This window comes from Mesorhizobium sp. YL-MeA3-2017, from assembly GCF_030814575.1.
In the GTDB taxonomy this organism is placed as follows: Bacteria; Pseudomonadota; Alphaproteobacteria; order Rhizobiales; family Rhizobiaceae; genus Mesorhizobium; species Mesorhizobium terrae.
The window spans coordinates 2541324-2563831 of the sequence record NZ_JAUSVH010000001.1; the positions used below are offsets into that span (position 1 = coordinate 2541324).

Genomic DNA, 22508 nt, shown 5'->3' on the forward strand with positions numbered 1-22508 from the left:
CAACTGAAAGGGCGCAGGCAAAATCCCGCGCCCTTTCAGTTTGCGGTGCTTTTGCTGGCGTCAAACACTCAATCGTCGGGGCCGCTCCAGCCTGGCAGGTGGCTCGCGGATTTGTCCTGCGACAACGTGGTGGCCTTCTTGGCCGCCTTGTCGAAGCTGTCGGCCAGTTGGCCGGCATCGATGCGCCGGCGGAAGAAATCCGCCCAGAGGAATTCCGCGAAGGGCGTTGTATCCTTGGCATAACCACCGGCTCGGCGCACCGCACCGGCCAGGCTGCGGTAAGGATCGTCGACCAGCTTGTCGACGGATTTCGGCAGATCTTCGTACGTGCGCCGCCGTCCCGACGCATCGAATGGATGCATCCAGGCGCGGTTGTCCAGGAAGGTCAGGAATTCTTCCTTGGTGAGTTGCGACAAGTCAGCCAGCACGCTGATCAGCACCTTTTCCATGCCCTCCTCGTGCAAGGCGCGGGCGAGATGGTGATGGTCGACGACGAAGGGCCGTCCCTTGGGGCCGATCACCGCCGGGATGAAATGCGCCCCGAGGAAATCGTCCTTCTTGTTCGCCGGCAATGCGCGCAGTTCCTTGCGTTTGAGCGCGACCTCACGCAGGCCGACCGTCATTTGCGTGGGGCGCAATTCATCGACGGAAACCGGATGCAAAACAGGTACGATGTTCCGTGGCATGGTTCATCCTTTCGAGGTTGAAGCGGGCGGCATAGGGTCCCGCCGGGTCGTCTCGCTGGTGGCGATGGCTGTTATGGCATTGTCGACACTGCGGAAAATGGCATTCGGCCCCAGCATCTCAACGATGCCGAAACGCTCCAGCGCCTTCTGGGCCCGCACAGTTTCCAGCCGGGCGATCCGGAAAGAGATGCCGGCATTCCGGCAATGCTCGATCACCCCGCGAAGGGCTTGCGCGGCCGTGAAGTCGATGTCGATGACGCTGCTTGCCTCGAAGACGACATGCTTCAGGGTGCCGGTGCTGGCATCGATCATGGCCCGGAATTCCTGGCCGAACCCTGCCGCGTTGACGAAGGAAAGCGGCGCCTGGAACGCAACCACCAGCACGCCCGGCACACGTTCGCCTCGTGGATCCCCGCTTGGCGGCCACCAGATGGAGGTGCCGGGCACCTTTTCGAACTCGATGGCGGCCGCCTGGGTCATGCCCCAAAGGCCGTGCAGCAGCGAAAGCCCGATGCCGATCGCCACGCCAACTTCGATCGGGAGGGCGACGATGGCAATGGCAGTGATCATGATCAGCGCGAATTCCAGCGGCGCTTGCCGCAACGTACCGAAGAACGTCTGCCAGCGCAGGATGCGCATCGCCACGAAGAACAGGATGCCGGCAAGCGCGGCTTGCGGCACACTGGCAAGCAGGCTTTTCCCGAACAGCACGAGCAAGAGGACGATTGCCGCCGCGAACAGACAGGTGAGCTGCGAACGCCCGCCCGTTTCGCTGACGATGGCCGTGCGCGGCGGGCTGGAATTGACCGGAAAGGCACCGGCCAACCCGGACAGCAGGCTTGCCGCCCCGACGCCGACGAAATCGCGGTTCACGTCCGGAGGCGTGCCGGACTCCCCGGCAAACGACCGCGTGGTAGCGGCCGTCTGCACCATGACGATGATCGCCACCAGCAAAGCCAGCGGCACCAGCGTGCGCATGTCGTCGAACGTCACCTGCGGCAGGCCGAGACCCGGCAGGCCGGCCGGCAAGTTGCCCAGAACTGCGACGCCGCGACCGGTCAGGCCGAGCGCCGTCACGGCGAGCGTAGCCACCGCCAGCGCAATCAACGCGCCGGGAATGCGCGGGCTTATGCGCTCGCATCCCGTGACGATCGCGAACACCCCAACGCCGAGCGCCAGGCTCCAGAAATTGACCTGGCCGAGATCGGCCCTGACAGCGGCGAGGCGCTGAAAAACGTTGCCGCTGCCCGACGGCAGACCGAGCAACTCCGGCAGCTGCGAGACCAGGATGTGGATGGCAATGCCGGCAAGAAAGCCGGCCATGACCGGCACCGACAGGAGATCCGCGATCCATCCCAATCTAAGCAGCCCGCCGGCCAGCACGATCGCGCCCACCATCAGCGCAAGCAGCGCGGCCATCGCCACATAATGGGGTGAGCCGGATGTGGCGATCAGCGCAAGGCCGCCGGCGAGGATTGGCGTGATGGTGGAATCCGCCCCCACCGACAAATGCCGGCTCGCGCCGAACACGGCAAAGGCAAACACGGCGGCGATGAAGGCGAAGAACCCGACTTCGGGAGAGAAATCGCCGAGCCGCGCCGTCGCCATCTGCTCGGGGATGGCAATGGCGGCGAGCGTCAGTCCGGCGAACAGGTCGCCGCTGAGGTCGCGGCCGCTCCAGCCCTGCAGACCACGAAGAAACAGAGCCGGTCTCGCCATCGGCTTCCCGACCCGATCTCCGGTTCCCTCCAGCATGTCCGGCATCCCTTGTCGGGAGGTTTCTCAGCGCATCAACCTAGGCCATATCCCGCAAAGGACAAGCGGCAAGATGGCCTCGACTGCTTCGCCGGCGTCGTTCAGGCGATCGAGCGGCGGCTGCCATGCTCGGCAAGCCATATGCCGCCGAAAACCAGTGCCAGGGCGATTGCGTGATAGATGTGGAAATCCTCGCCAAGAAGCACGATCGACAGGAGCGTGCCGAAGATGGGCACGAGGTTGATGAACAGGCCCGCACGATTGGCGCCGATCATCTCGATGCCGCGGATATAGGCCACTTGCGACACCACTGAGGCACCAATGGCCGTGTAGAGCGTGATTGCCCAACCGCGAGAATCCGGAAAAACCGCGACGCTGCTGGCCACCTCCCAAACGAAGAAGGGTACAGAGGTGACCAAAGCGGCGATTGATAGTGCAAGCATCAGGCTTTGCCACTGGAGAGCAGGCTTCAACCGAAGCCCGACCGAATAGCCGCTGTAGAGAATGACGGCGACCAGCATGATCGCGTCGCCAAAGTTGAGATTGAGGCGCATGAGCCCAGCCAGGTCGCCATGGCTGGCGGTGATGACGACGCCGACAACCGTCAGAGCTACGCCCAATGCCTGCGCCCACCCCACCCAGAGCCTAAAGAAGATGAAATTGGCCACGATGATGAGGATCGGCATGCTGGCCTGTTCGATCGAGACATTGATGGCGGTGGTGTAGTTGAGCGCCGCGTAGAAGATGACGTTGAACAGCGAGAACCCGCAGGCACCAAGCAGCAGGATCAGGAGCAGGTGGCGACGGATCACCGGCCAATCCTCGACAAATGCCCGCCCGCCGATTGGCAACAGCACAGCCACGGCGATCGCCCAGCGAAAAAACACCAGCGTCATCGGCGTGACATGGCCGACCGCCAGCTTGCCCGCCACGGCATTGCCGCCCCACAACAGCGTGGTCATCAGAAGCAGGGCATAGGCTTTTCGATGCAATCGGCGATCCCCCGGAACAATGCCGAAAAGCGACGACTTCCGACCTATGGCGCGCGGTGGCCCAAGTAAATGATGCAAATGCCCAAAATCTTGTGCCTACGAACGGCTTTCGCGGCAAAGAAAGGGTCGCGCAACGAAAGGCATGAGGCTATATGGGCCTGTCGTGGCGGGCTTTGCAGCCCGCTTTTGGTGTGCAGCAAGGGATAGTGATATGGCCAATGTGGTGGTCGTCGGCTCACAGTGGGGCGACGAAGGCAAAGGCAAGATCGTCGACTGGCTGGCGGATCGCGCCGATGTGGTCGTGCGCTTCCATGGCGGCCATAATGCGGGCCACACACTGGTCATCGACGGTGTCAGCTACAAGCTGGCGTTGCTGCCCTCCGGCCTCGTCCAGGGAAAATTCTCGGTCATCGGCAACGGCGTCGTTGTCGACCCTCATCACTTTGTCCAGGAAATGGAAAAGCTGCGGGCCCAGGGCGTGACCGTCACCCCGGAAATCCTGCGCATCGCCGACAACGCACCGCTGATTCTGTCGCTGCATCGCGAACTGGACGGTATCCGCGAAGATGCGAATTCGGCGCTGAAGATCGGCACGACCCGCCGCGGCATCGGCCCGGCCTATGAAGACAAGGTTGGCCGCCGCGCCATCCGCCTCGTCGACCTCGCCGAGCCGGAAACGCTGATGCTCAAGATCGAGCGGCTTCTGGCGCACCACAATGCGCTGCGTCGCGGCCTTGGGCTGAACGAGATCGAGGCGACGACGATCCATGAGGAACTCACCTCCATCGCCGACCAGATCCTGCCTTTCATGGACCAGGTCTGGCGGGTGCTTGAGGAAAAGCGCAAGGCCGGCGCCCGCATCCTGTTCGAAGGCGCGCAGGGCGCGCTGCTCGACAACGACCACGGCACCTATCCCTTCGTCACCTCGTCCAACACGGTGGCCGGCCAGGCCGCCGCAGGTTCCGGCCTCGGCCCGACGGCGATCGGCTATGTGCTGGGCATCACCAAGGCTTATACGACGCGCGTCGGCGAGGGACCGTTCCCCTGCGAGCTCGACGACGAAGTCGGTCGGCATCTGGCCACGGTGGGACGCGAAGTCGGCGTCAACACCGGTCGTCCGCGCCGCTGTGGCTGGTTCGACGCGGTACTGGTGCGCCAGACCGTCAAGACTTCCGGAATCACCGGCATCGCTCTGACGAAGCTCGATGTACTTGACGGACTGAAGGAATTGAAAGTCTGCGTCGGCTATGAGCTGGACGGCAAACGAATTGACTACTTGCCCGCCTCAATGCGGGCACAAGCAGCAGTTAAGCCCATCTATGAAACACTTGAAGGATGGTCGCAAACAACGGCCGGGGCGCGCAGCTGGGCCGAATTGCCGGCACAAGCAGTGAAATATGTGCGGTATATCGAGGAATTGATCGGCGCGCCGGTGGCGCTCCTCTCCACCAGTCCGGAACGGGACGACACCATACTTGTGACCGATCCGTTTCAAGATTAATTGTCAAAGGCCTAGCGGGCCGGCTGATTTGCTCAAGGCCCGCTCTGGAAGCGAACGACAGGTTCGATTGAAGCATGGCAGATTTCGTTGCGGTTCTGAAAAAAACGCTCGACGGCCTCGGCGAGACGACGCCGGAGGTACGCGCGAAAGTCTATGACAAGGCGCGCGCCACCATCGAGAGTAAGCTGGCCGCAATCAATCCGCCGCCGCCGGCTGCCGTGGCCGATCGCCAGCGGCGCGCGCTGGAAGATGCGATAGCCTCCATCGAGAAGGAGTATGCAAGGCCGCCGGCCGCGCCAGCCCCCGCTCTCGATCCCCTGGCCGAGCTTGAGAACATCTTCTCCTCGATCGACCGCAACCGGAACCAGCCGACGCATGCCCGGCCGGCGACCAAGACCGAATCCGGTTGGCCGCCGTCGCAAACCGAGGCGAAGCCCCAGCCTGCCGCACCCGCCCGCGCCGAAGAGCGCCCGACACAGCCTTCCTGGCAGAGGCCTACGGCGGAAACACGCGCCCCGGAATCCAGGCCTCAGCAAAACACTGTGCCGCCGGCACCGCCCGCGAGACAAGAACCCTCCGCGCCCGGCCCCAAGCCGGCCCTCGAACCCGTTTGGCCCAAGCCGAAGACGGAGACCAAGCCGGTCTTCGATTTCGGCAAGACATCGTCGGCCACGCCACCGCCAGCCTTCGCCCCGGAAACACCCCGCAATGTCGGGCGCGACGATAGGGGTTCGGATTTCGCGGCATCGTCGGGCGAAGACGAGACTACAGACGAAACCTTCGGCGAGATCGACGAACCGGAACGCAAGCGCAGCTTCGGACGCATCATCGCGGCCGTCGTCGCGCTCGCTGTCCTGGGCGGCGGCGGTTACGGCGTCTGGCTGAACAAGGACGCCTTCAAGGGCATGTTTGGTCTGAACAAGACCGAGACTGCGGCCGACAAGCCCGCCCCTGCGGCGCCGGCGAAACCAAACGCACCCGCGCAACCAGCCACGGCAGCCAACACCCCAGCGCCAGCTCCAGCGCCGGAAAGCAGCGAGCCGCAGAAATTCACGCAGCGACTGCAGGCCGACGGCAAGGAAACCGATCCTGGCCGGGCCGGCGGAGCAGCCACCGTTGGCGAAGGTACGTCCGTCGTCGCGCTGACCACGCCGTCGCCGACCACACCGCCGGTCAGCACGCAACCACAGCCGGCCCAGGCGCAACAGCCGACGCCTCCGGCCGCGACGCCGGGTGCCAATCCCGCGGCCCCCGCTACAACGACGCCGGCCGCGCAAGGCACCGCGGCGCCAAGCACGCCACCCGCGCCGCAAGCCATTCCGGTTGGCCAGAAGGCTATCTACTACGAAGAACGCACCAGCGCGGCCGAAGGCTCGGCCCAGCCGGGCAATATCGTCTGGTCGCTCGTGCAGGAATCGCCTGGCGGCGATGCGCCGCCCGAGCCGGCGATCCGTGCCGAGGTGACCATCCCCGGCAAGGACGTGCAGCTGCGCATGACCATCCGCCGCAATGCCGACCAGACCTTGCCGGCCAGCCATATCATCGAGATGATCTTCCTGACCCCGCAGGGTTTCGAAGGCGGCGGCATCGAAAATGTTCTGCGCATCGCGATGAAAACGTCCGAGCAGGAGGCCGGCAGCCCGCTGATCGGCGTTCCCGCCAAGATCGCCGACGGCTATTTCCTGGTCGCGCTCAACGATACCAAGGCCGACCAGGACGCCAATTTGACCCTCCTGCGTAATCAGGAATGGATCGACATCCCCGTCGTCTACAAATCCGGCCGCCGTGCCTTGCTGACGATGGAAAAGGGGCTGCCGGGCGAAAAGATCTTCGACGAGGCGATGAAGGCCTGGCAGGCGAAGACCTCGGGATAATCGAAACAGCGTGCCGACGGCCGCTGCGCCGGCCCAAAGGCGAGGTCCGTCACGGGTCCGGCAAAAAAGCCGGACCGACGCTGCGGACCGATTTGCCGGCGGGTGCCGGCTGTTCCATCAAAGCCATGGGCTCAAGCGTCTTGATGGGCTCCACCGAAGCGGTGATCGGCAGCTGCCGCTCCGGCTTCTCCGTCGGCAGCGGAATGATCGCGTTGGCCATATTGGCGGGCGTAACCGTCCGCGCCCGCATCTCGTTGACCCTGCTGTAGTAGCGGCGGAGATCGCAACTCTTGAAGGCCGGATCGTCCCGATAACGGAACGCTGTCTGCAAATCCTTGTAGGGCTTGCGCTCGGCGACAGAGATCATCTCCTCCGTTTCCAGTCTGGGGTCGGTCAACGCAAAAACCTCCATGCCCTGGTCGTCGCAAATAAAGCGGCACTGGTCGACGGTTTCCTGAAGTTCCACATCCTTGGCGAATTGCGATTTCGGGGCAGGGAAGAAATAGCCGTCTGAAGGCCGCACGCAGTAGAGCATGGAGGCACCACCGATCGACATCGGACCAGACGCTTCACGCACGCGTTCGCGCCGTTCGGGCGCGCAGCCAAGTGCCGCGTACCGCGCTTGCAGGACGGAGACGCTACGCCGGCCGCCGCTCGCCACCATTTGCCTCAGCACGTCTTCGCGCATGCGCGCGAGATCGGCGCAGGGGTTGAAAAATCCGCCGGTGCTCTTGGACGAGCATTGCCGCCGCCGTTCCAACGCCTGGATGGCCACAAGCTGCCGCCGAAGTTGCGCCGACTCCGGGCTGGAGCCGCCTACACCGCTGCTGCGGATCTGGCGTGCCAGCGACGCGCACTCATCTGCCAATGCCACGGAAGTCGGCACGGTGACGAATGCGAGGAGCGCGACCACAATGGATGCAAACCACCGTCCTCTGGCAGATCTATTGGAGTTGGAAAAAAGCAAGCGGCCAGATCGCGTACCGCTGTTCACGCCAGTTTCAAGAATTCGCATTCGTGATTACGCCTTGATACAAGCTGCTCTTCCAACTTGTATCAGGCTATACCGACGTCACAGGATTATGAAAGAGCTTCATAATATACTGAAAAACGTGGTTACACGTCAGACCGGATACGAACACCAATCGTTAAGCATGAGCAGCGGCTGGTGCTGGAACCCAAGGCGGGAAAGTCGGCCTAGATACCAGAACCATGGAGTTCTTCTTCGCTGCCTTCCCAGGGCGTGGGCATGTCGGCCACGGTGCTGGCGGCGGCATTGGCGCTTGGCAGGGCCATCCAGCATTTGAGCTCCGGATCGGCATATTCGATCATATGGCCCGGATAGGAATCATTGGCGCGCCAGCCTTCCATTCCGTACTGGTCCGCCCGCGCCCAAAAGGCGACATCCACTTCAGCAGGGCCCTGCTCCGATGACCTGACCGTGACGAGGATGCGGCTGCCATCCCTGGGCGCGCTCGACATATGACGCCATCCGGTCGATTCCTTCATGAGCCATTTCCTCCATCGATCGAACGCAGTGCATCGGCAACCCGACACGCCAAGCGTAGCACGATCAGCCCCATAGAAATCAATGCCGGATTGGATGAAAAGAACGGGAGACCGACCGTAGTCCCACCGCCGGGCCTAGCGACGGCTCAGCCTTCCAGCTCCTCGCGCAGCATCTCCAGCTCGAGCCATTCTTCCTCGAGCGCAGCCAGCGTCACACGCTCCTTGTCGAGAGCGGCGATGGTTTTCTGGAACCCGGTCGGGTCGCGCTCATAATAGGCTGGATCGGCGATGTTGTTCTCGAGCCTCGCGATCGAAGCCGTCACCGCCTCGATCTTCTTCGGCAGGCTTTCCAGGGCGAACTTCTGCTTGAAGGAGAGTTTTTTCGCCGGCTCTTTCGAGACCTCGGCGCGCGGCTTTTCGGCAGCCGGGTCGGCAGCAGACTTGTTGCGCGCCTTGCGGTCCTCCAGCTTGGTGCCGCCGCGCTGGGCCAGCATGTCCGAATAACCACCAGCATATTCGACCCAGCGGCCGCCACCGTCCGGCGCGATGATGCTGGTCACGGTACGATCGAGGAAATCGCGATCGTGGCTGACCAGGATGACAGTGCCGGCGAAACCCGCCACCAGCTCCTGCAGCAGCTCCAGCGTCTCCATGTCGAGATCGTTGGTCGGCTCGTCCAGCACCAGAAGATTGGCGGGCCGCGCCAACACGCGGGCGAGAAGCAGCCGCGCCCGTTCGCCGCCGGAAAGCTCGCGCACCGGCGTGCGCGCCTGTTCCGGCTTGAACAGAAAGTCCTTCATATAGGACACGACATGGCGCTGTTCGCCGTTGATGACGAGGTTCTCGCCGCGCCCGTCGGTCAGGTAATGCGCCAATGTTTCATCCGGGCTGACGGCCTCGCGCTTCTGGTCGAGCGTGGCGATCTCCAGATTGACACCCAGCCGCACCGAACCGGCATCGGGCGCGAGTTCTCCGGTCAGCATTTTCAGGAGCGTGGTCTTGCCCGCGCCATTGGGGCCGACGAGACCGACGCGATCACCGCGCTGGATGCGGGTCGAGAACCCTTTCACGACGGTAAGGTCGCCGAAGCTCTTGTCGATATTCTTGGCCTCGATCACCAGCTTGCCGGATTCGGCGGCGTCGCTCGCCACCAGTGTCGCCGTGCCTTCGGCGCCGCGATGGCTGCGGAAGCGCTGGCGCATCGTTTGCAACTCGCCAAGGCGCCGCATATTGCGCTTGCGGCGCGCCGTCACGCCATAACGCAGCCAGTGTTCCTCGCGCACGATTTGTCGGCCGAGCTTATGTTGGTCGCGCTCTTCCTCCTCGAGCACTTGGTCGCGCCATTCCTCGAAGTGCGCAAAGCCTTTGTCCAGGCGGCGTGTCTGGCCGCGATCGAGCCAGACTGTCGCGCGCGATACGCGCTGCAGGAAACGCCGGTCGTGGGAAATGACGATCAGCGCCGACGACGTGCGCGCCAGCTCTTCTTCCAGCCATTCGATGACGGCGAGGTCGAGATGGTTGGTGGGTTCATCGAGCAAAAGGATATCCGGCTCCGGCGCCATTACGCGGGCCAATGCCGCGCGGCGCGCCTCGCCGCCGGAGAGATCGGCGGGCCGTTCCTCGCCGGTGAGACCCAGATGCTCCATCAGATAGGTGGCGCGATGCGGGTCGTCGGCCGGGCCGAGCCCTGCTTCGACATAAGCGCGCACGGTAGCAAAACCGTCCATGTCGGGCATTTGCGGTAGGTAGCGTATGGTGGCGCTCGGCTGCCGGAACAGCTCGCCGTCCTGCGGTTCGATCATGCCGGCGGCGATCTTGAGCAGCGTCGACTTGCCCGAACCATTGCGGCCAACCAGCGCGATCTTGTCGCCGGGGGCGGCGACGAGTTCCGCACCGTCGAGCAGCGGCGTACCGCCAAACGTCAGTTTGATGCCGGTAAGATTAAGAAGCGGCGGGGCCATGTCTGCTTTCGGCTCTCAGGTTTCAGGCAAGGGGAACGGATGGGCAAGCAACAACGCCCGGCCACTGCCAAACGAGATTTCGAGCTCGCCTTTCACCGCGTTGGAGATGGTCAGGGACGAACCGAAGGCCATTTCGATATCGTTCAGCGGCCATTTCGCACCCTTGATGGTAAGGCCGGTGAGTTCCGAAAAGCCGAGCACCGAAAACAGCGTATCGTCGGCATAGTCGAACCTGGCGGCATGGCCAGGCAGCAACGGAACGCCTTCCTGTGCGCCGCTGGTCAAAAGCACGTCGATGCCTTCCTCGGCCAGCCTTACCGCCAGCGCCAGATGGAGAAAGGCGTGGTCGGCCCGGGCGCCGCCGAATGCGCCGACCAGGATCAGTTTCGTGGCACCGCTTTGCCGGGCAATCGCCACGGCGAGCTCGCCGTCGGTCTTGTCCTTCTCGGCCGGAAATCGTTCCTGCGGCACCTTGGCCAGATGCGGCGGCAGGTTGGCCGGTGCGGAATCGAAATCCCCCACCCAAAGTTCCGGCAGCAACCCCAGCATATCCGCATGACGAATACCGGAATCCGCAGCGATCACGCGCGTACCGGCAGTCTGGATATCGAGCCGTGGCGTACGAACGAGCTCGCCGCCGAGCAAAAGGGTGAAAGTGCTCATGGGCGTCGCCCTTACCAGCCCCCATGCGGAAACGGAAGTCCATGCCAGCGCCCGCGCGACGTTCGATCCGCCCCGGCAAACTAAGGCTTGCACCCCGCGCAGGCCCGCTCTATGTCTTTTGCCGCTCTAACGGGGTGCCGGGTCGCGGTTTTCGCGGAACGGCTGAGAGGCGCTAAGCCAACCCGCTGAACCTGATCCGGCTTGTACCGGCGGAGGGATTAGACGCTTAGCCAAAGGCGCCAACTCTCCTGTCACACGAATGAAGGAGGCGTCGATGCGCAAAATTCTGTCAGTCCTGATCCCGGCTCTCACCCTTGCTGCCGCCACACTGCCGGCCGCGGCCAAGGACAAGCTGACTATCTACACCTATGAGAGCTTCACCGCCGAATGGGGGCCAGGCCCGCAGGTGAAGAAGGCTTTCGAGGAAGAGTGTGGCTGCGAAGTCGATTTCGTCTCGGTTGCCGACGGCGTCGCCCTGCTCAACCGCGTCAAGCTGGAAGGTGCCGCGACCAAGGCCGACATCGTGCTTGGTCTCGACACCAATCTGACGGCCGACGCCAAGGCGAGCGGGCTGTTCGTCCCACACGGCACGATCGCAACGGTCGACGTGCCGGGCGGCTGGGCCGACGATACATTCGCGCCTTACGACTACGGCTATTTCGCCGTCGTCTATGACACCGAGAAGTTGAAGACGCCGCCGGCCAGCCTCAAGGAATTGGTCGAGGGCGATGCTTCGCAGAAAATCGCCATCCAGGACCCGCGCACCTCGACGCCGGGCCTCGGCTTGCTGTTGTGGGTAAAGGCCGTCTATGGCGACAAGGCGCCGGAGGCCTGGGCCAAGTTGAAGGGTCGCGTGCTCACGGTCACGCCGGGATGGAGCGAAGCCTACGGCCTGTTCACCAAGGGCGAAGCGCCGATGGTGCTTTCCTACACCACCTCGCCGGCCTACCACATGGTTGCCGAAAAGACCGACCGCTATCAGGCCGCTTCCTTCTCCGAAGGCCACTATCTGCAGATCGAAGTCGCCGGCATCACCACCACTGGCGCCAAGAACCCGCTGTCCCAGAAATTCATGGCCTTCATGACCGGCCCGAAGTTCCAGGACGTCGTTCCCGAAACCAATTGGATGTTCCCGGCCGGCAAGATGGACAAGCCTCTCAACCCGGCCTTCGACAAGCTGGTGAAGCCGGCCAAGACCTTGATCTTCAGCCCAGAAGAGGTTGCCAAGAACCGCAAGGCCTGGGTGGATGAATGGCTGTCCGTGATGAGCAAGTGAGGGCCACCATCATCCAGCCTCGCCAGGACGGAAGGCCTGCTGCCTTGCGCGATACGCGCGTTGTTGCCGGTGTCGTGGCACTCACCTTCATCACGCTGCTGATTGGAGGCGCCTTCTTAGGCCTCGTTGCCGAGGGCGCCGGCAATCTCTCCGGTGCCGCTTCGGCGTTCGATTCCTATCTTTTCCGCGTCGTGCGCTTCACAATATGGCAAGCGCTTTTGTCGACGCTTTTGTCGGTGGTTCCAGCGCTTTTCGTTGCAAGAGCGCTGTCGCGCCACCCGGCCTTTTTCGGACGCGGCCTCATCCTGCAGCTGTTTGCCGTACCGCTGGCCTTGCCGGCCATTGTCGCGGCGCTCGGCGTGCTGGCCCTCTATGGCCGCGCGGGCTATTTCGCTGGTCCGCTGACGGAAATGGGCGGGCAAGACTGGCCCGGCATCTACGGTCTTTCCGGCATTCTTGTCGCGCATGTCTTCTTCAACCTGCCATTGGCGACGCGCCTCTTCGTGGAGGCGCTGCAGACCATACCCACCGACCAGTGGCGGTTGGCCAGCCAGCTCGGTATGGGTGCGCGACCGGCCTTCCGGCTGATCGAATGGCCCGCGCTGAGCCGGGCCATGCCGGCCGTCGCCGGCCTGGTCTTCATGCTTTGCATCACATCTTTCACCATCGTCCTGCTGCTCGGCGGCGGCCCGCGCGCCACCACGCTGGAAGTGGCGATCTATCAGGCGCTGCGTTTCGACTTCGATCCGGCACGAGCGGTCGCGCTGACACTCTTGCAGATCGTCCTGACCTTCGTGGTGATGACATTGCTGGCCCGACTGGGAGCCAACACCGTCGGCGACGCCAATCTCTCGGTAGCGCCGCGGCGTTATCTGTCGATCGGCCTCGGAGAGGCCACGCTGAATTTTGTGATGATTGCAGCGGCATTGCTGTTCGTGGCCGGCCCGATGGCGGCGATCGTCGCCGCCGGTCTGGCGGCCGACCTTTCGCGCCTAGTTGGCGAAAACACCGTCCAACAGGCAGCGTTGACCAGCATCGTGCTGGCTTTCCTCTCGGCCCTGCTTTCGGTGGTTTTGTCCTTCTCGCTGGTTGCCGCGCGACGGGCCCTGGCCGGTCGCCGCAAGACCGGGCGCAGCTCCTTGCTTGAATACGCCGCCGATACCGGCGCCGGCTTCGTCCTGGTGGTCCCGCCCATCGTCATCGGCGCCGGCTGGTTTCTTCTCCTACGCCACGTCGGTGATTCCCTGGCTGTGGCGCCGCTCATGGTCGTCACCGTCAACGCGATCATGGCGATGCCTTTCGCTATTCGCGCGCTTCGTCCAGCCTATGATGCGACGAGCGAACGGCATGAGCGTCTTTGCGCGCAGCTGGGCATAACCGGTTGGAACCGGCTGCGACTGATCGACGGACCGGTGCTCAGGCGCCCGCTGGCCACCGCCTTCGCTTTTGCCATGGCGCTGTCGCTGGGCGATCTTGGCGTGATTGCCCTGTTCGGCTCGGATTCGCTCCAGACGCTGCCTTATCTTCTGCTTGCCCGCATGGGCAGCTACCGTACCGCCGACGCGGCAGGACTGGCGCTGCTGCTCGGCCTGGTCTGCTTCGTCCTGGTGCTCCTGGCCCACCGGCTCGGAAAGGAACGTGCCATATGATTGCCGAGGTTCTGGCTCGCAGCGGCGTTTCCGTGCGTCTGGATGAGACGACATTCGACTATGACGGGATGAAGCTCGACTTCGACCTCACCTTCGCTGCCGGTGAGATCACCGCCGTGATGGGCCCCAGCGGCTCGGGAAAATCGACATTGCTCAATCTCGTCGCCGGCTTCGAGGTGCCACTCACCGGTCGTGTGCTGATTGGAGGAGACGATTACACCAACGCATCTCCGTCGGAACGGCCGGTTTCGATGGTGTTCCAGGAAAACAATCTCTTCGCGCATCTCGACGTCGCTCAGAATGTCGGGCTTGGGCGATCGCCTTCGCTCACCCTCGACAAGGCTGACCATTCGACCGTCGCCGACGCGCTTGCCCGCACCGGTCTCGGCGGCAAGGAAAGGCGCCTGCCGCGCGAATTGTCGGGCGGCGAACGCCAGCGTGTCGCGCTGGCGCGCGCACTGGTGCGCGATCGCCCGGTTCTTCTGCTCGACGAGCCTTTCGCTTCTCTCGGACCAGCCCTGCGCGAGGAAATGCTGGATCTGGTTGCCGCCGTGCATGCCGAGCGGCCCATGACCATCCTGTTCGTCACCCATCAGCCGGAAGACGCGCGTCGCATCGCCAGGAACGTCGTTTTTCTGGAGGACGGCAGCGTCACGGCTTCCGGCACCGCCGCCGACTTCTTTTCCGCCGACGGACCGGCCGCCTTCCAACGTTATGCCGGCTCCAATGCCGGCAGATGAGCCGGCTTGGGAACGCGGTGGCCAATCCGAACAAGTCGTATTACACTCAAGATAGGAAAATTGTCGGGTGTTCTGTCGCGGAAATCTGGAACGCTTTTCGCGACTCGGGCATTTGTCTTGCCTGGAAGCCGACATAATTTGCGGTCAAACCGATTTGGGGGCGCGGCCGTCCTTGCTTGCCAATGTTTCTTGTGTGTGGCTAGGTTCACATACAACTGGTCAGGCTTAGATACCGATTGCCCCTGCGAGACGAGAGGAAGCCGACCTGCCGACCGGCCTGAAAATGATTGGCATGAAGAACCCGGCGCGCCTGTTCGCGCTGGCGGGGCTTGTGTTTGCGCTCGCCTCTTGCCAGTCGATCATGCCGAATTCCGTCGAGGAATCCGGCTTCCAACCGTCTAACAAGCCCGTCACCGTCGACAATGCCCAGGCCAACAGCCGCCTGGCGGATCTGGCCAAGGCGCAACACCCGCGCATCCTGGCCACCTATGGCGGCGAGTACTCCGACCCGAAGCTTGAGCGCATGGTGGCAAAAATCGTCGGCAGGCTGACTGTGGTCTCCGCCAACCCGACGCAGACCTATCGCATCACCATCCTCAACTCGCCCAACGTTAATGCCTTCGCACTGCCGGGCGGCTACCTCTACATCACGCGCGGCCTGCTTGCGCTTGCCAACGATTCCTCCGAACTTGCCGCGGTGATCGCGCACGAGATGGGACACGTGACGGCCAACCACGGCCTGCAACGGCAGCAGCTCGAGGCCGAGGAAGGTCTCGCCACCAAGGTTGTCTCCGACGTGCTCGGAGACAATGCGACGGCCAAGGCGGCGCTGATCCGCGGCAAGCTTAGGCTCGCCCAGTTCTCGCGCAACCAGGAGCTGGAAGCCGATGCCATCGGCATCAAGTCGGTGGGCGAAGCCGGCTACGACCCCTATGCGGCCGGCCGCTTCCTGCAGTCGATGTCCTCCTATGCCGGCTTCCGCTCCGTCAGCGGCGCCACCGACGCCAGCCTCGACTTCCTTGCCACTCACCCCAATACGCCGCAGCGCATCGATCTGGCGCAGCGTCACGCGCGCATGTTCGGTCCGCCCGGTTTCGGCACGCGCGATCGCGATTCCTATCTCGCCGGCATCGACGGGTTGCTCTACGGCGACACGCCGGAAGAAGGATATGTGCGTGGCAGCACCTTCCTGCACCCGAAACTCGGCGTCTCCTTCGCCGTGCCGGAAGGTTTCGTCATCGATAATTCCGCTGCGGCCGTTACCGCAACCGGGCCCGGCGACATAGCCGTTCGTTTCGACGGCGTGACGATCGACAAGGGTCTGTCCCTGCCTGACTACATCCGCAGCGGCTGGGTAGCGGGCCTCGACAGTGCCAGCGTCAGTCAACAGACGATCAACGGCAACGAGGCGGCCGTCGCCAAGGCGCACGCCGACGGCTGGCAGTTCGATATCGTGGTGATCCGCGCCAACGGCCAGGTTTACCGGCTGCTCACCGCCGCTCCGGCGGCCAGCGGCTCCCTCGAAACGGTCGCGCGCTCGGTGAGCGGCAGCTTCCGTGTCCTGAGCGCCGCGGAAAAGGCGGCGCTGAAGCCCCTGCGTATCCGCATTGTCACCGTGCAGGCGGGTCAGACCCTCGGCACCCTGTCGGCCCAGATGGTCGGCGTCGACCGCAAGCTCGACCTGTTCCGTGTGCTGAATGCCATGGGGCCCGGCGCCACTGTTTCGGCCGGCGACAAGGTCAAGATCGTCACCGACAGATAGGCCGGTCGCACTGCTTCTCCGGCCGGTGCCGACGCATCAAGGGTGCGCCCGGCAATCCGCGATCATCCGCCGTCCGGTTTGCCCTCGACATTGGAACGCAGCCGCGAAAAGACCGACCGCACCTTGTCGAGATCGTCCTGATCGAGCCCGGCGCGCAGTTGTCGGTCGAACGCCATCGCTGTTTCCCTAAGCTTGAGGAACAACGCCTCGCCGCTCGGCGTCAACTCGACCAGATGTATGCGGCGGTTTGCGGGATCGCGTCGACGAACCAGCAGCCCGTTCGCTTCCATGGCATTGAGGTGGTGGGTCAGCGTCGCATCCTGGATACCGACCGACTGCGCCAGCTCGCGCTGGTTTCCCGCTCCGCGCAACTTCACCGAGATCAGCACCGACCACACCGGCAAGGATCCGCCGCCGGCGATCAGCGCGTCATCGAAGGCGCGGCGCACGATCTTTGCGGTTTGGGCGAGGTCGAGGCCGATTGGCTGAACGGATGGATCGAACATTCATCGAGACTAGCACGGAAACCGATCACGTCTAATATATTGACATCTAATCATTAGATATCTACCTATAAACGCAACTTGGTGATTATCGTCGAAGAGGTGTCGAAATGCAGATCGTCTTCATGCTCGCGCTCGCCCTGCATGTGATGTCCGGCGTGTTCTGGGCCGGCTCCACCTTCGTGCTGTCGCGCATTGGCGACGGGCGCACGGCGATCGCCCTATTCGGACCGCAAATGGGGGCCGCCACTGCCGCCGTCCTGTCGGGCGCGGTTCTCTGGCACCTCTTTCATGGCAGCTATTTTGGCGCGCAGGAAAAGGTTCTTGCCGTCGGTGCTGTCGCGGCACTGATCGCGGCCGGGGTCCAGGGTGCATTGGTGGGCCGCGCCCGCCGTAACCTGGCCGCTGGCCGCGAGGCCGAGGCCGCGATCGCCGGACAGGCCATACGCGGCGAACGCCTCGCAGCAGGCCTGCTAGCGATCACCGTCATCGCCATGGCGATCGCGCGGGTGGTCTGAAATCTGGAAATCCAGTCTTGCCGACGTCTTAGGCCGCCAGGAACTCAGGGTTCTGCTTTACGAGAGCGACCTTGAGTTTCTCCATCGCACGGACCTCGATTTGCCGGACCCGCTCCTTGGAAATACCAAGCGTCGTGCCGAGCTCTTCCAGCGTCGCGCTGTCGTCGCCCAGCCGACGTTCCTCTATGATGCGCAACTCGCGGGCATTGAGCGCCCCAAGCGCCTGCTTGAGCCAGGCTGAACGGCGCTCGACATCGATCGCGTCGCTGACCACTTCGTCGGGCAACGGTTCGTCGGAAACCAGGAAATCCATACGCTCCGCGCCATTGCCATCGTCGGCCAACGGCATGTTGAGCGAACTGTCGGGTGCCGACAGCCGCGCATCCATCACGGCAACGTCGTTCTCCGACACACCAAGCGCCGTCGAAACCTGCAGATATAGCGCGCGATTGGACAGCGGCTCGGCCCCTGTCGCGAGCCGAGCGCGCAGACGCCGTAGATTGAAGAACAGTGCCTTCTGCGCCGAACTTGTGCCGCCGCGCACAATCGACCAATTGCGCAGGATGTAATCCTGCATCGAGGCGCGAACCCACCAGGTCGCATAGGTGGAGAAACGCACATCACGCTCGGGATCGAAGCGCGCCGCTGCTTCCAAGAGGCCGATATGGCCTTCCTGGATAAGGTCCGACACCGGCAACCCGAAATAGCGGAACTTGGCGGCCATCGCGATGACCAGCCGCATATGGGCGATGACGATCTGGTTCAGCGCATATTGGTCGTGAGCATCTTTCCAGCGCAGCGCCAGTTCATGCTCCGTATCCCGTTCCAGATAGGGAGCGGCCATCGCCGCCCGGACCATGATACGCCCTGCCCTGTCTTCAATCATTGTGATTTCCCCGTCTGCCCGTTGTGAGCCTGGCCGGGCGGACCGGTCGGCTTTGCGTCTGGAAGCGTGCACCAACGTGCCATGCCAGCAATGGTTCCCGAGAGCCTATGCCGCGACGAAACCGGCGCTCCTGCACGTCATCGGCATCCTCGGCTATGCTGGAAAAAAATTCTACACCATACCATACTTTGAAATTTCATTCCTTATTTCGGGACTAAGCTTCTGCCAAATTCCTCCACCTCTCGACAGGCCAGCCCGTGTCGCTGGCCGGAACTACAGGATCACAAAAAGATGAAATGGCTGAAATCGCTGCTCCTGGCTGGAACCCTGCAAGTTCTGGCCGTCACCGCTGGCCACGCCGGGGCTGACCTTGACCACATCAAGCAGACGGGCGTCTTCAAGATCGGCACCGAAGGCACCTACGCGCCTTTCACCTATCACGACGCCTCGGGCGCACTCGTCGGCTTCGACGTCGAGATCGGCCGCGAGATCGCGAAGCGCCTGGGCGTGAAGGCCGAATTCCTCGAAGGCAAATGGGACGGCCTGATCGCCGGCATCGACGCCAAGCGTTATGACGCCGTCATCAACCAGGTTGGCATCACCGAGGCACGCAAGGCGAAGTACGATTTCTCCGATCCCTACATCGCCTCGAAGGCGGTGCTCATCGTTCGCGATGACAATGCCGACATCAAGGACTTTGCCGACCTGAAGGGCAAGAAGTCTGCGCAGTCGCTCACCTCGAATTTCGGCAAGCTCGCCGAGAAGAACGGCGCCGAGCTCGTCGGCACCGACGGCTTCGATCAGTCGATCCAGCTCGTGCTGAACGGTCGTGCCGCAGCCACCATCAACGACAGCCTGTCCTTCTATGATTTCAAGAAGCACAAGCCGGACGCCAAGGTGAAGATCGTGGCGCAGGAAGCCAATGCCGACTATTCCGGCGTCATCGTGCGCAAGGGCGACGCCGATCTGGTGGCGGCGATCAACAAGGCGCTGACCGAGATCAAGGCGGACGGCACCTACAAGAAGATCTCCGAAACCTATTTCGGGCAGGACGTTTCCAAGTAAGACATCCTCCGCGCCGGACAGGCAGTCCGGTTCGTTCAGACATGGCGGCGTGCCGATGATGCGGCACGCCGCTTTTGTGTTTTCCGCGACCGTCTATGATGGCGGCACAAAGATCAGCCGAAGGGAGACCCGTTCGTGCCGTACTGGCTGCAATTGATGCTGGATTCGCTTGGTCCCCTTCTGTGGGCGGGGCTTATCTTCACCATACCGCTCACCCTCCTGTCCTTCGTCCTGGGATTGGCTGTCGGCCTCGGCGCCGCCCTCGCGCGCCTTTTCGGACCGTGGCCGCTGGTGGCGATCGTTCGTTTTTATGTCTGGATCATTCGCGGCACGCCGCTGCTGGTTCAGCTCTTCCTCATTTTCTACGGCCTGCCCAGTCTGGGCATCGTGCTCGATGCCTTCCCGGCGGCCTTGATCGGCTTCACGCTCAACATCGGCGCCTATTCCTCCGAGATCATCCGCGCCGTCATCGGCTCGGTACCGCGCGGGCAATGGGAGGCGGCCTATTCCATCGGCATGAGCTGGAGCCAGGCAATGCGCCGCACCATCCTGCCCCAGGCCGGACGGGTGGCCGTGCCGCCGCTGTCGAACACCTTCATCTCGCTGGTCAAGGACACCTCGCTTGCCGCGGCAATCACCGTGCCGGAACTGTTTCAGTCGGCGCAGCGCATCGTTGCCGTCACCTATGAGCCGCTGATCCTTTATGTCGAGGCGGCCCTTATCTATCTCGCGATGAGTTCGGTCCTGTCGGCGCTGCAGGTGCGGCTCGAAGCGCGGCTCGGCCGCTATGGCGGTTTCCTGGAGGCACGGTCGTGATCGAACTTTCCAACCTCGAAAAGCGCTTCGGCGACAATGTCGTCCTGAAGGACATCAACGTCGCCATGTCCGAAGGCAGCGTCACCGCTCTGGTTGGCCCTTCGGGCGGCGGCAAGTCGACACTGCTGCGCTGCATCAACCTGCTTGAAATCCCGACCTCCGGGACCGTGCGCATCGGTGACGAGGCGCTCTCCTTCCGCCCGGGCGTCAAAGTGGCAACCCGGGATATCCAGAGGCTCCGGCGTCAGACCGGAATGGTGTTCCAGAACTTCCAGCTGTTTCCGCATTGCACGGCGATCGGCAATGTCATGGAAGGGCTGGTCACCGTGCTGAAATGGCCCGCCGACAAGGCACGGGCACGGGCGCTTTCGCTGCTGGAGAAAGTCGGCATGGCGCACAAGGCCGACGCCTGGCCAGCGACGCTTTCCGGCGGCCAGCAGCAGCGTGTCGCCATCGCCCGTGCCCTGGCGCCGTCGCCGCGCGTGCTTCTGTGCGACGAGCCGACGTCGGCGCTCGATCCGGAACTTGCCCAGGAAGTCGTCGACGTCCTTGGCCAGCTGGCCGTCGAGGGCACCACCATGGTCATGGCGACGCACGATCTGCGCCTCGCCTCGAAAGTAGCGCGCGAAGTGGTTTTCCTGGAGGCGGGCGTAGTCGTCGAGAAGGGGCCGGTCGATACGGTATTCCGCAACCCGCAGCATCAGCGCACAAAACGCTTCATCGCGACGCTGAGACAGGAACAGGAAGAGGCCGGCAGCGGGATCTGACCGTTTGGAGCCGTATCAGCGGTATCCGCCTGTCTCGCCAGCACCTGTCCGTATCGAGATATACGTCGAGGCTGTCGGCTGTGCAGACGCGTAACAAATGCCTATGTTTGGACGAACACCCGTTGCGACGAAAAACAAGCCGCAAAGGCAAGGAGATCATCCATGGACACCCGAACATTCCCGGTCACCCGCACTGACGCCGAATGGCGCGCGAAGCTGACGCCCGAGCAATATCAGGTCATGCGCCATCACGGCACGGAGCGGCCAGGCAGCTGCGCCCTGCTCTATGAGAAGCGCGCCGGCGCTTTCCACTGCGTCGGCTGCGACAGCCCGCTCTTCGAAGCCAAACTGAAATTCGAAAGCGGCACCGGCTGGCCGAGCTTCAACGACCCCGTTCCCGGTTCCGTCGAAACCACCGTCGACCGCAGCTACGGCATGGTGCGCACCGAGGTCCATTGCGCCACCTGCGGCAGTCATCTCGGTCATGTCTTCGAGGACGGTCCACCGCCGACGGGCCTGCGCTACTGCATCAACGGTGTCGCGCTGAATTTCAAACCGGCCTGACGAAGGAAGCGATCCGCTTTCAGCAGACCGCCATCACACGGCAAACCAGGACAGACAGATCTGTGGCCGGTTCAAGCCACCGTAACAAGAACAAGCCAGATGGCTGCGGCAAATTGATGAGCCACGGCGGCGAGACCGGAAGAACCCCATGGGAGGCCTGTCTTCAGCCGGGCGCGACATCCTCAAGCATCTTCGTTCAGCGCCTCCGCCACCGCCTGCTCGAAACGGCCGGCCTCGGTAACCAGCCAGTCAGCCATGGCCGGCCAATTGTCTTCGGCAAAGCAGTTCACCCGCCAGATGGCGTTGATGCCGAAGCCTTGCGCTGTTTGCTCCGGCCGCTGCTTGAGCCGCTCTTCGATCGTCGCGCGGTGGGGAGCGAGCCTGGTTTCGGTGTCGACCGCACCCAGCTTCTCGTTGCGCCCGAAGAAGACGCCGACGAGGTTCTGCTCGGGCGCGACATACATGGTGATGACAAGACTGACCGGCGGTAGGCCCCGCTGCCAGAACCAGGGCCCGTGTCGAGATCGCCTCGGGCGCTCTTCGGGATGTCGTTCCTCGAACAGCGCCCAGAAGGCGCGATGGCGGAATTCTCTCGCCCTGCGCGCACCGAAGTCGAATTCGCTCATCGAATTGACCCGCCGAACCTGGTGCGTCCCTCGGCCCTATGGCGAGGGACGCGCCTTAGAAAATGACGTCACACCATGCCGAGCGCGGCTTTGTAGAGATCGAGGATCGTTTCCTCTTCCTGCCGCTCCGCCTGATCCTGCTTGCGCAGGCGCACCAGCGCACGGATCGCCTTGGTGTCGAAGCCTGTGCCCTTGGCTTCCGCGTAGACGTCCTTGATATCGTCCGCGATCGTCTTCTTCTCTTCCTCGAGCCGCTCGATGCGCTCGATGAGTGCCCGCAACTGGCCGGCGGCTACAGTCTGGCTGGTTTCGGTGATTTCATCGGCCATCTTGGTCTCCATTGGTTACCGCGGCCACGACTCGCAGAGCCGTGACCGGTTTTTCGCCGGGTTCGA

At 63.2% G+C, this 22508-nt stretch carries 22 protein-coding genes and 1 riboswitch; of the genes, 11 read left to right on the forward strand and 11 right to left on the reverse strand.

All coding sequences use genetic code 11. The annotated features are described in order from the left end of the window. Positions 1–68: 68 nt before the first annotated feature. From QFZ88_RS12030 to QFZ88_RS12040, 3 genes are all read right to left on the reverse strand, one after another. The gene (locus QFZ88_RS12030) at positions 69–686 is read right to left on the reverse strand and encodes a ParB-like protein (RefSeq protein WP_024922954.1); all 618 of its coding nucleotides are present in this window, start codon (positions 684–686) and stop codon (positions 69–71) included. A 3-nt stretch (positions 687–689) separates the two neighbouring features. Then, positions 690–2405: a SulP family inorganic anion transporter gene (locus tag QFZ88_RS12035; RefSeq protein ID WP_036254084.1), complete on the reverse strand. Its 1716-nt coding sequence runs from the start codon at positions 2403–2405 to the stop codon at positions 690–692. Between the two features lie 137 nt (positions 2406–2542). Next, positions 2543–3433, reverse strand: coding sequence for a DMT family transporter (locus QFZ88_RS12040; protein ID WP_024922956.1), 891 nt, complete (start codon positions 3431–3433; stop codon positions 2543–2545). 211 nt (positions 3434–3644) lie between these two features. Here QFZ88_RS12040 and QFZ88_RS12045 point away from each other — a divergent pair, with 211 nt between their 5' ends. Next, positions 3645–4934: an adenylosuccinate synthase gene (locus QFZ88_RS12045; RefSeq protein ID WP_024922957.1), complete on the forward strand. Its 1290-nt coding sequence runs from the start codon at positions 3645–3647 to the stop codon at positions 4932–4934. Positions 4935–5008: 74 nt separating this feature from the next. After that, entirely contained in the window at positions 5009–6808 is a 1800-nt protein-coding gene (locus tag QFZ88_RS12050) for a hypothetical protein (RefSeq protein WP_024922958.1), read from the forward strand. A gap of 49 nt (positions 6809–6857) precedes the next feature. Here the strand turns inward: QFZ88_RS12050 and QFZ88_RS12055 are convergent, their stop codons facing one another. From QFZ88_RS12055 to QFZ88_RS12070, 4 genes are all read right to left on the reverse strand, one after another. Then, the gene (locus tag QFZ88_RS12055; RefSeq protein ID WP_081766826.1) at positions 6858–7823 is read right to left on the reverse strand and encodes a DUF2865 domain-containing protein; all 966 of its coding nucleotides are present in this window, start codon (positions 7821–7823) and stop codon (positions 6858–6860) included. 182 nt (positions 7824–8005) lie between these two features. Further along, on the reverse strand, positions 8006–8317 hold the full coding sequence (locus QFZ88_RS12060; RefSeq protein ID WP_024922960.1) for a hypothetical protein: 312 nt from the start codon (positions 8315–8317) through the stop codon (positions 8006–8008). Between the two features lie 146 nt (positions 8318–8463). Further along, positions 8464–10278 carry an ABC-F family ATP-binding cassette domain-containing protein gene (locus QFZ88_RS12065; RefSeq protein WP_024922961.1) on the reverse strand — a complete coding sequence of 605 codons (1815 nt, stop codon included), beginning with the start codon at positions 10276–10278 and terminating at the stop codon, positions 8464–8466. Between the two features lie 15 nt (positions 10279–10293). Then, positions 10294–10941 carry a thiamine diphosphokinase gene (locus QFZ88_RS12070; RefSeq protein ID WP_024922962.1) on the reverse strand — a complete coding sequence of 216 codons (648 nt, stop codon included), beginning with the start codon at positions 10939–10941 and terminating at the stop codon, positions 10294–10296. Positions 10942–11061: 120 nt separating this feature from the next. Continuing rightward, a riboswitch (TPP riboswitch) is annotated at positions 11062–11176 on the forward strand. A 39-nt stretch (positions 11177–11215) separates the two neighbouring features. Here QFZ88_RS12070 and thiB point away from each other — a divergent pair. From thiB to QFZ88_RS12090, 4 genes are all read left to right on the forward strand, one after another. Next, on the forward strand, positions 11216–12217 hold the full coding sequence (gene thiB / locus QFZ88_RS12075) for a thiamine ABC transporter substrate binding subunit (protein ID WP_024922963.1): 1002 nt from the start codon (positions 11216–11218) through the stop codon (positions 12215–12217). Then, entirely contained in the window at positions 12193–13866 is a 1674-nt protein-coding gene (gene thiP, locus QFZ88_RS12080; RefSeq protein ID WP_051504817.1) for a thiamine/thiamine pyrophosphate ABC transporter permease, read from the forward strand. Before thiB ends, thiP begins: the two co-directional genes overlap by 25 nt. Beyond that, positions 13863–14606 carry a thiamine ABC transporter ATP-binding protein gene (gene thiQ / locus QFZ88_RS12085; protein ID WP_036254056.1) on the forward strand — a complete coding sequence of 248 codons (744 nt, stop codon included), beginning with the start codon at positions 13863–13865 and terminating at the stop codon, positions 14604–14606. The genes thiP and thiQ overlap by 4 nt, the downstream gene beginning before the upstream one ends. A 292-nt stretch (positions 14607–14898) precedes the next feature. Further along, complete coding sequence (locus tag QFZ88_RS12090) at positions 14899–16368, forward strand: M48 family metalloprotease (RefSeq protein WP_024922966.1); 1470 nt, start codon at positions 14899–14901, stop codon at positions 16366–16368. A gap of 62 nt (positions 16369–16430) precedes the next feature. Here the strand turns inward: QFZ88_RS12090 and QFZ88_RS12095 are convergent, their stop codons facing one another. Continuing rightward, a complete protein-coding gene (locus tag QFZ88_RS12095; RefSeq protein ID WP_244431195.1) occupies positions 16431–16817 on the reverse strand; it encodes a MarR family winged helix-turn-helix transcriptional regulator in 387 nt (128 codons plus the stop codon). Between the two features lie 164 nt (positions 16818–16981). Here QFZ88_RS12095 and QFZ88_RS12100 point away from each other — a divergent pair, with 164 nt between their 5' ends. Continuing rightward, positions 16982–17389, forward strand: a complete 408-nt coding sequence (locus QFZ88_RS12100; RefSeq protein ID WP_024922968.1) for a hypothetical protein — start codon at positions 16982–16984, stop codon at positions 17387–17389. A gap of 28 nt (positions 17390–17417) precedes the next feature. On the opposite strand, the gene QFZ88_RS12105 is transcribed toward QFZ88_RS12100, so the two are convergent. Further along, positions 17418–18275, reverse strand: coding sequence for an RNA polymerase factor sigma-32 (locus tag QFZ88_RS12105; protein WP_024922969.1), 858 nt, complete (start codon positions 18273–18275; stop codon positions 17418–17420). Positions 18276–18566: 291 nt separating this feature from the next. On the opposite strand from QFZ88_RS12105, the gene QFZ88_RS12110 reads away from it, so the two are divergent. The 4 genes from QFZ88_RS12110 to msrB all read left to right on the forward strand — a co-directional run bounded on the left by QFZ88_RS12110 (position 18567) and on the right by msrB (position 21487). Next, a complete protein-coding gene (locus QFZ88_RS12110) occupies positions 18567–19340 on the forward strand; it encodes an amino acid ABC transporter substrate-binding protein (protein WP_024922970.1) in 774 nt (257 codons plus the stop codon). Positions 19341–19475: 135 nt separating this feature from the next. Further along, entirely contained in the window at positions 19476–20156 is a 681-nt protein-coding gene (locus QFZ88_RS12115; RefSeq protein ID WP_024922971.1) for an amino acid ABC transporter permease, read from the forward strand. Further along, on the forward strand, positions 20153–20923 hold the full coding sequence (locus tag QFZ88_RS12120; protein WP_024922972.1) for an amino acid ABC transporter ATP-binding protein: 771 nt from the start codon (positions 20153–20155) through the stop codon (positions 20921–20923). The genes QFZ88_RS12115 and QFZ88_RS12120 overlap by 4 nt, the downstream gene beginning before the upstream one ends. 162 nt (positions 20924–21085) lie before the next feature. Then, positions 21086–21487, forward strand: a complete 402-nt coding sequence (msrB, locus tag QFZ88_RS12125) for a peptide-methionine (R)-S-oxide reductase MsrB (protein WP_024922973.1) — start codon at positions 21086–21088, stop codon at positions 21485–21487. Between the two features lie 182 nt (positions 21488–21669). On the opposite strand, the gene QFZ88_RS12130 is transcribed toward msrB, so the two are convergent. Together QFZ88_RS12130 and QFZ88_RS12135 are read right to left on the reverse strand one after the other, a co-directional pair. Further along, complete coding sequence (locus QFZ88_RS12130; protein ID WP_024922974.1) at positions 21670–22113, reverse strand: hypothetical protein; 444 nt, start codon at positions 22111–22113, stop codon at positions 21670–21672. A 68-nt stretch (positions 22114–22181) separates the two neighbouring features. Next, a complete protein-coding gene (locus QFZ88_RS12135) occupies positions 22182–22442 on the reverse strand; it encodes a DUF2312 domain-containing protein (RefSeq protein WP_024922975.1) in 261 nt (86 codons plus the stop codon). Between the last annotated feature and the right edge of the window lie 66 nt (positions 22443–22508).

Excerpts from the sequence above, each read along its gene's own strand:
- QFZ88_RS12060 (WP_024922960.1), bottom strand. The coding sequence starts at position 8,317 with ATGAAGGAATCGACCGGATGGCGTCATATGTCGAGCGCGCCCAGGGAT.
- msrB (WP_024922973.1), top strand. The coding sequence starts at position 21,086 with ATGGACACCCGAACATTCCCGGTCACCCGCACTGACGCCGAATGGCGC.
- QFZ88_RS12130 (WP_024922974.1), bottom strand. The coding sequence starts at position 22,113 with ATGAGCGAATTCGACTTCGGTGCGCGCAGGGCGAGAGAATTCCGCCAT.
- thiB (WP_024922963.1), top strand. The coding sequence starts at position 11,216 with ATGCGCAAAATTCTGTCAGTCCTGATCCCGGCTCTCACCCTTGCTGCC.
- QFZ88_RS12055 (WP_081766826.1), bottom strand. The coding sequence starts at position 7,823 with ATGCGAATTCTTGAAACTGGCGTGAACAGCGGTACGCGATCTGGCCGC.
- QFZ88_RS12030 (WP_024922954.1), bottom strand. The coding sequence starts at position 686 with ATGCCACGGAACATCGTACCTGTTTTGCATCCGGTTTCCGTCGATGAA.
- QFZ88_RS12045 (WP_024922957.1), top strand. The coding sequence starts at position 3,645 with ATGGCCAATGTGGTGGTCGTCGGCTCACAGTGGGGCGACGAAGGCAAA.
- QFZ88_RS12135 (WP_024922975.1), bottom strand. The coding sequence starts at position 22,442 with ATGGCCGATGAAATCACCGAAACCAGCCAGACTGTAGCCGCCGGCCAG.
- QFZ88_RS12090 (WP_024922966.1), top strand. The coding sequence starts at position 14,899 with ATGAAGAACCCGGCGCGCCTGTTCGCGCTGGCGGGGCTTGTGTTTGCG.
- QFZ88_RS12065 (WP_024922961.1), bottom strand. The coding sequence starts at position 10,278 with ATGGCCCCGCCGCTTCTTAATCTTACCGGCATCAAACTGACGTTTGGC.
- QFZ88_RS12070 (WP_024922962.1), bottom strand. The coding sequence starts at position 10,941 with ATGAGCACTTTCACCCTTTTGCTCGGCGGCGAGCTCGTTCGTACGCCA.
- QFZ88_RS12035 (WP_036254084.1), bottom strand. The coding sequence starts at position 2,405 with ATGGCGAGACCGGCTCTGTTTCTTCGTGGTCTGCAGGGCTGGAGCGGC.
- QFZ88_RS12105 (WP_024922969.1), bottom strand. The coding sequence starts at position 18,275 with ATGATTGAAGACAGGGCAGGGCGTATCATGGTCCGGGCGGCGATGGCC.
- thiP (WP_051504817.1), top strand. The coding sequence starts at position 12,193 with ATGGCTGTCCGTGATGAGCAAGTGAGGGCCACCATCATCCAGCCTCGC.
- QFZ88_RS12050 (WP_024922958.1), top strand. The coding sequence starts at position 5,009 with ATGGCAGATTTCGTTGCGGTTCTGAAAAAAACGCTCGACGGCCTCGGC.
- QFZ88_RS12100 (WP_024922968.1), top strand. The coding sequence starts at position 16,982 with ATGCAGATCGTCTTCATGCTCGCGCTCGCCCTGCATGTGATGTCCGGC.
- thiQ (WP_036254056.1), top strand. The coding sequence starts at position 13,863 with ATGATTGCCGAGGTTCTGGCTCGCAGCGGCGTTTCCGTGCGTCTGGAT.
- QFZ88_RS12110 (WP_024922970.1), top strand. The coding sequence starts at position 18,567 with ATGAAATGGCTGAAATCGCTGCTCCTGGCTGGAACCCTGCAAGTTCTG.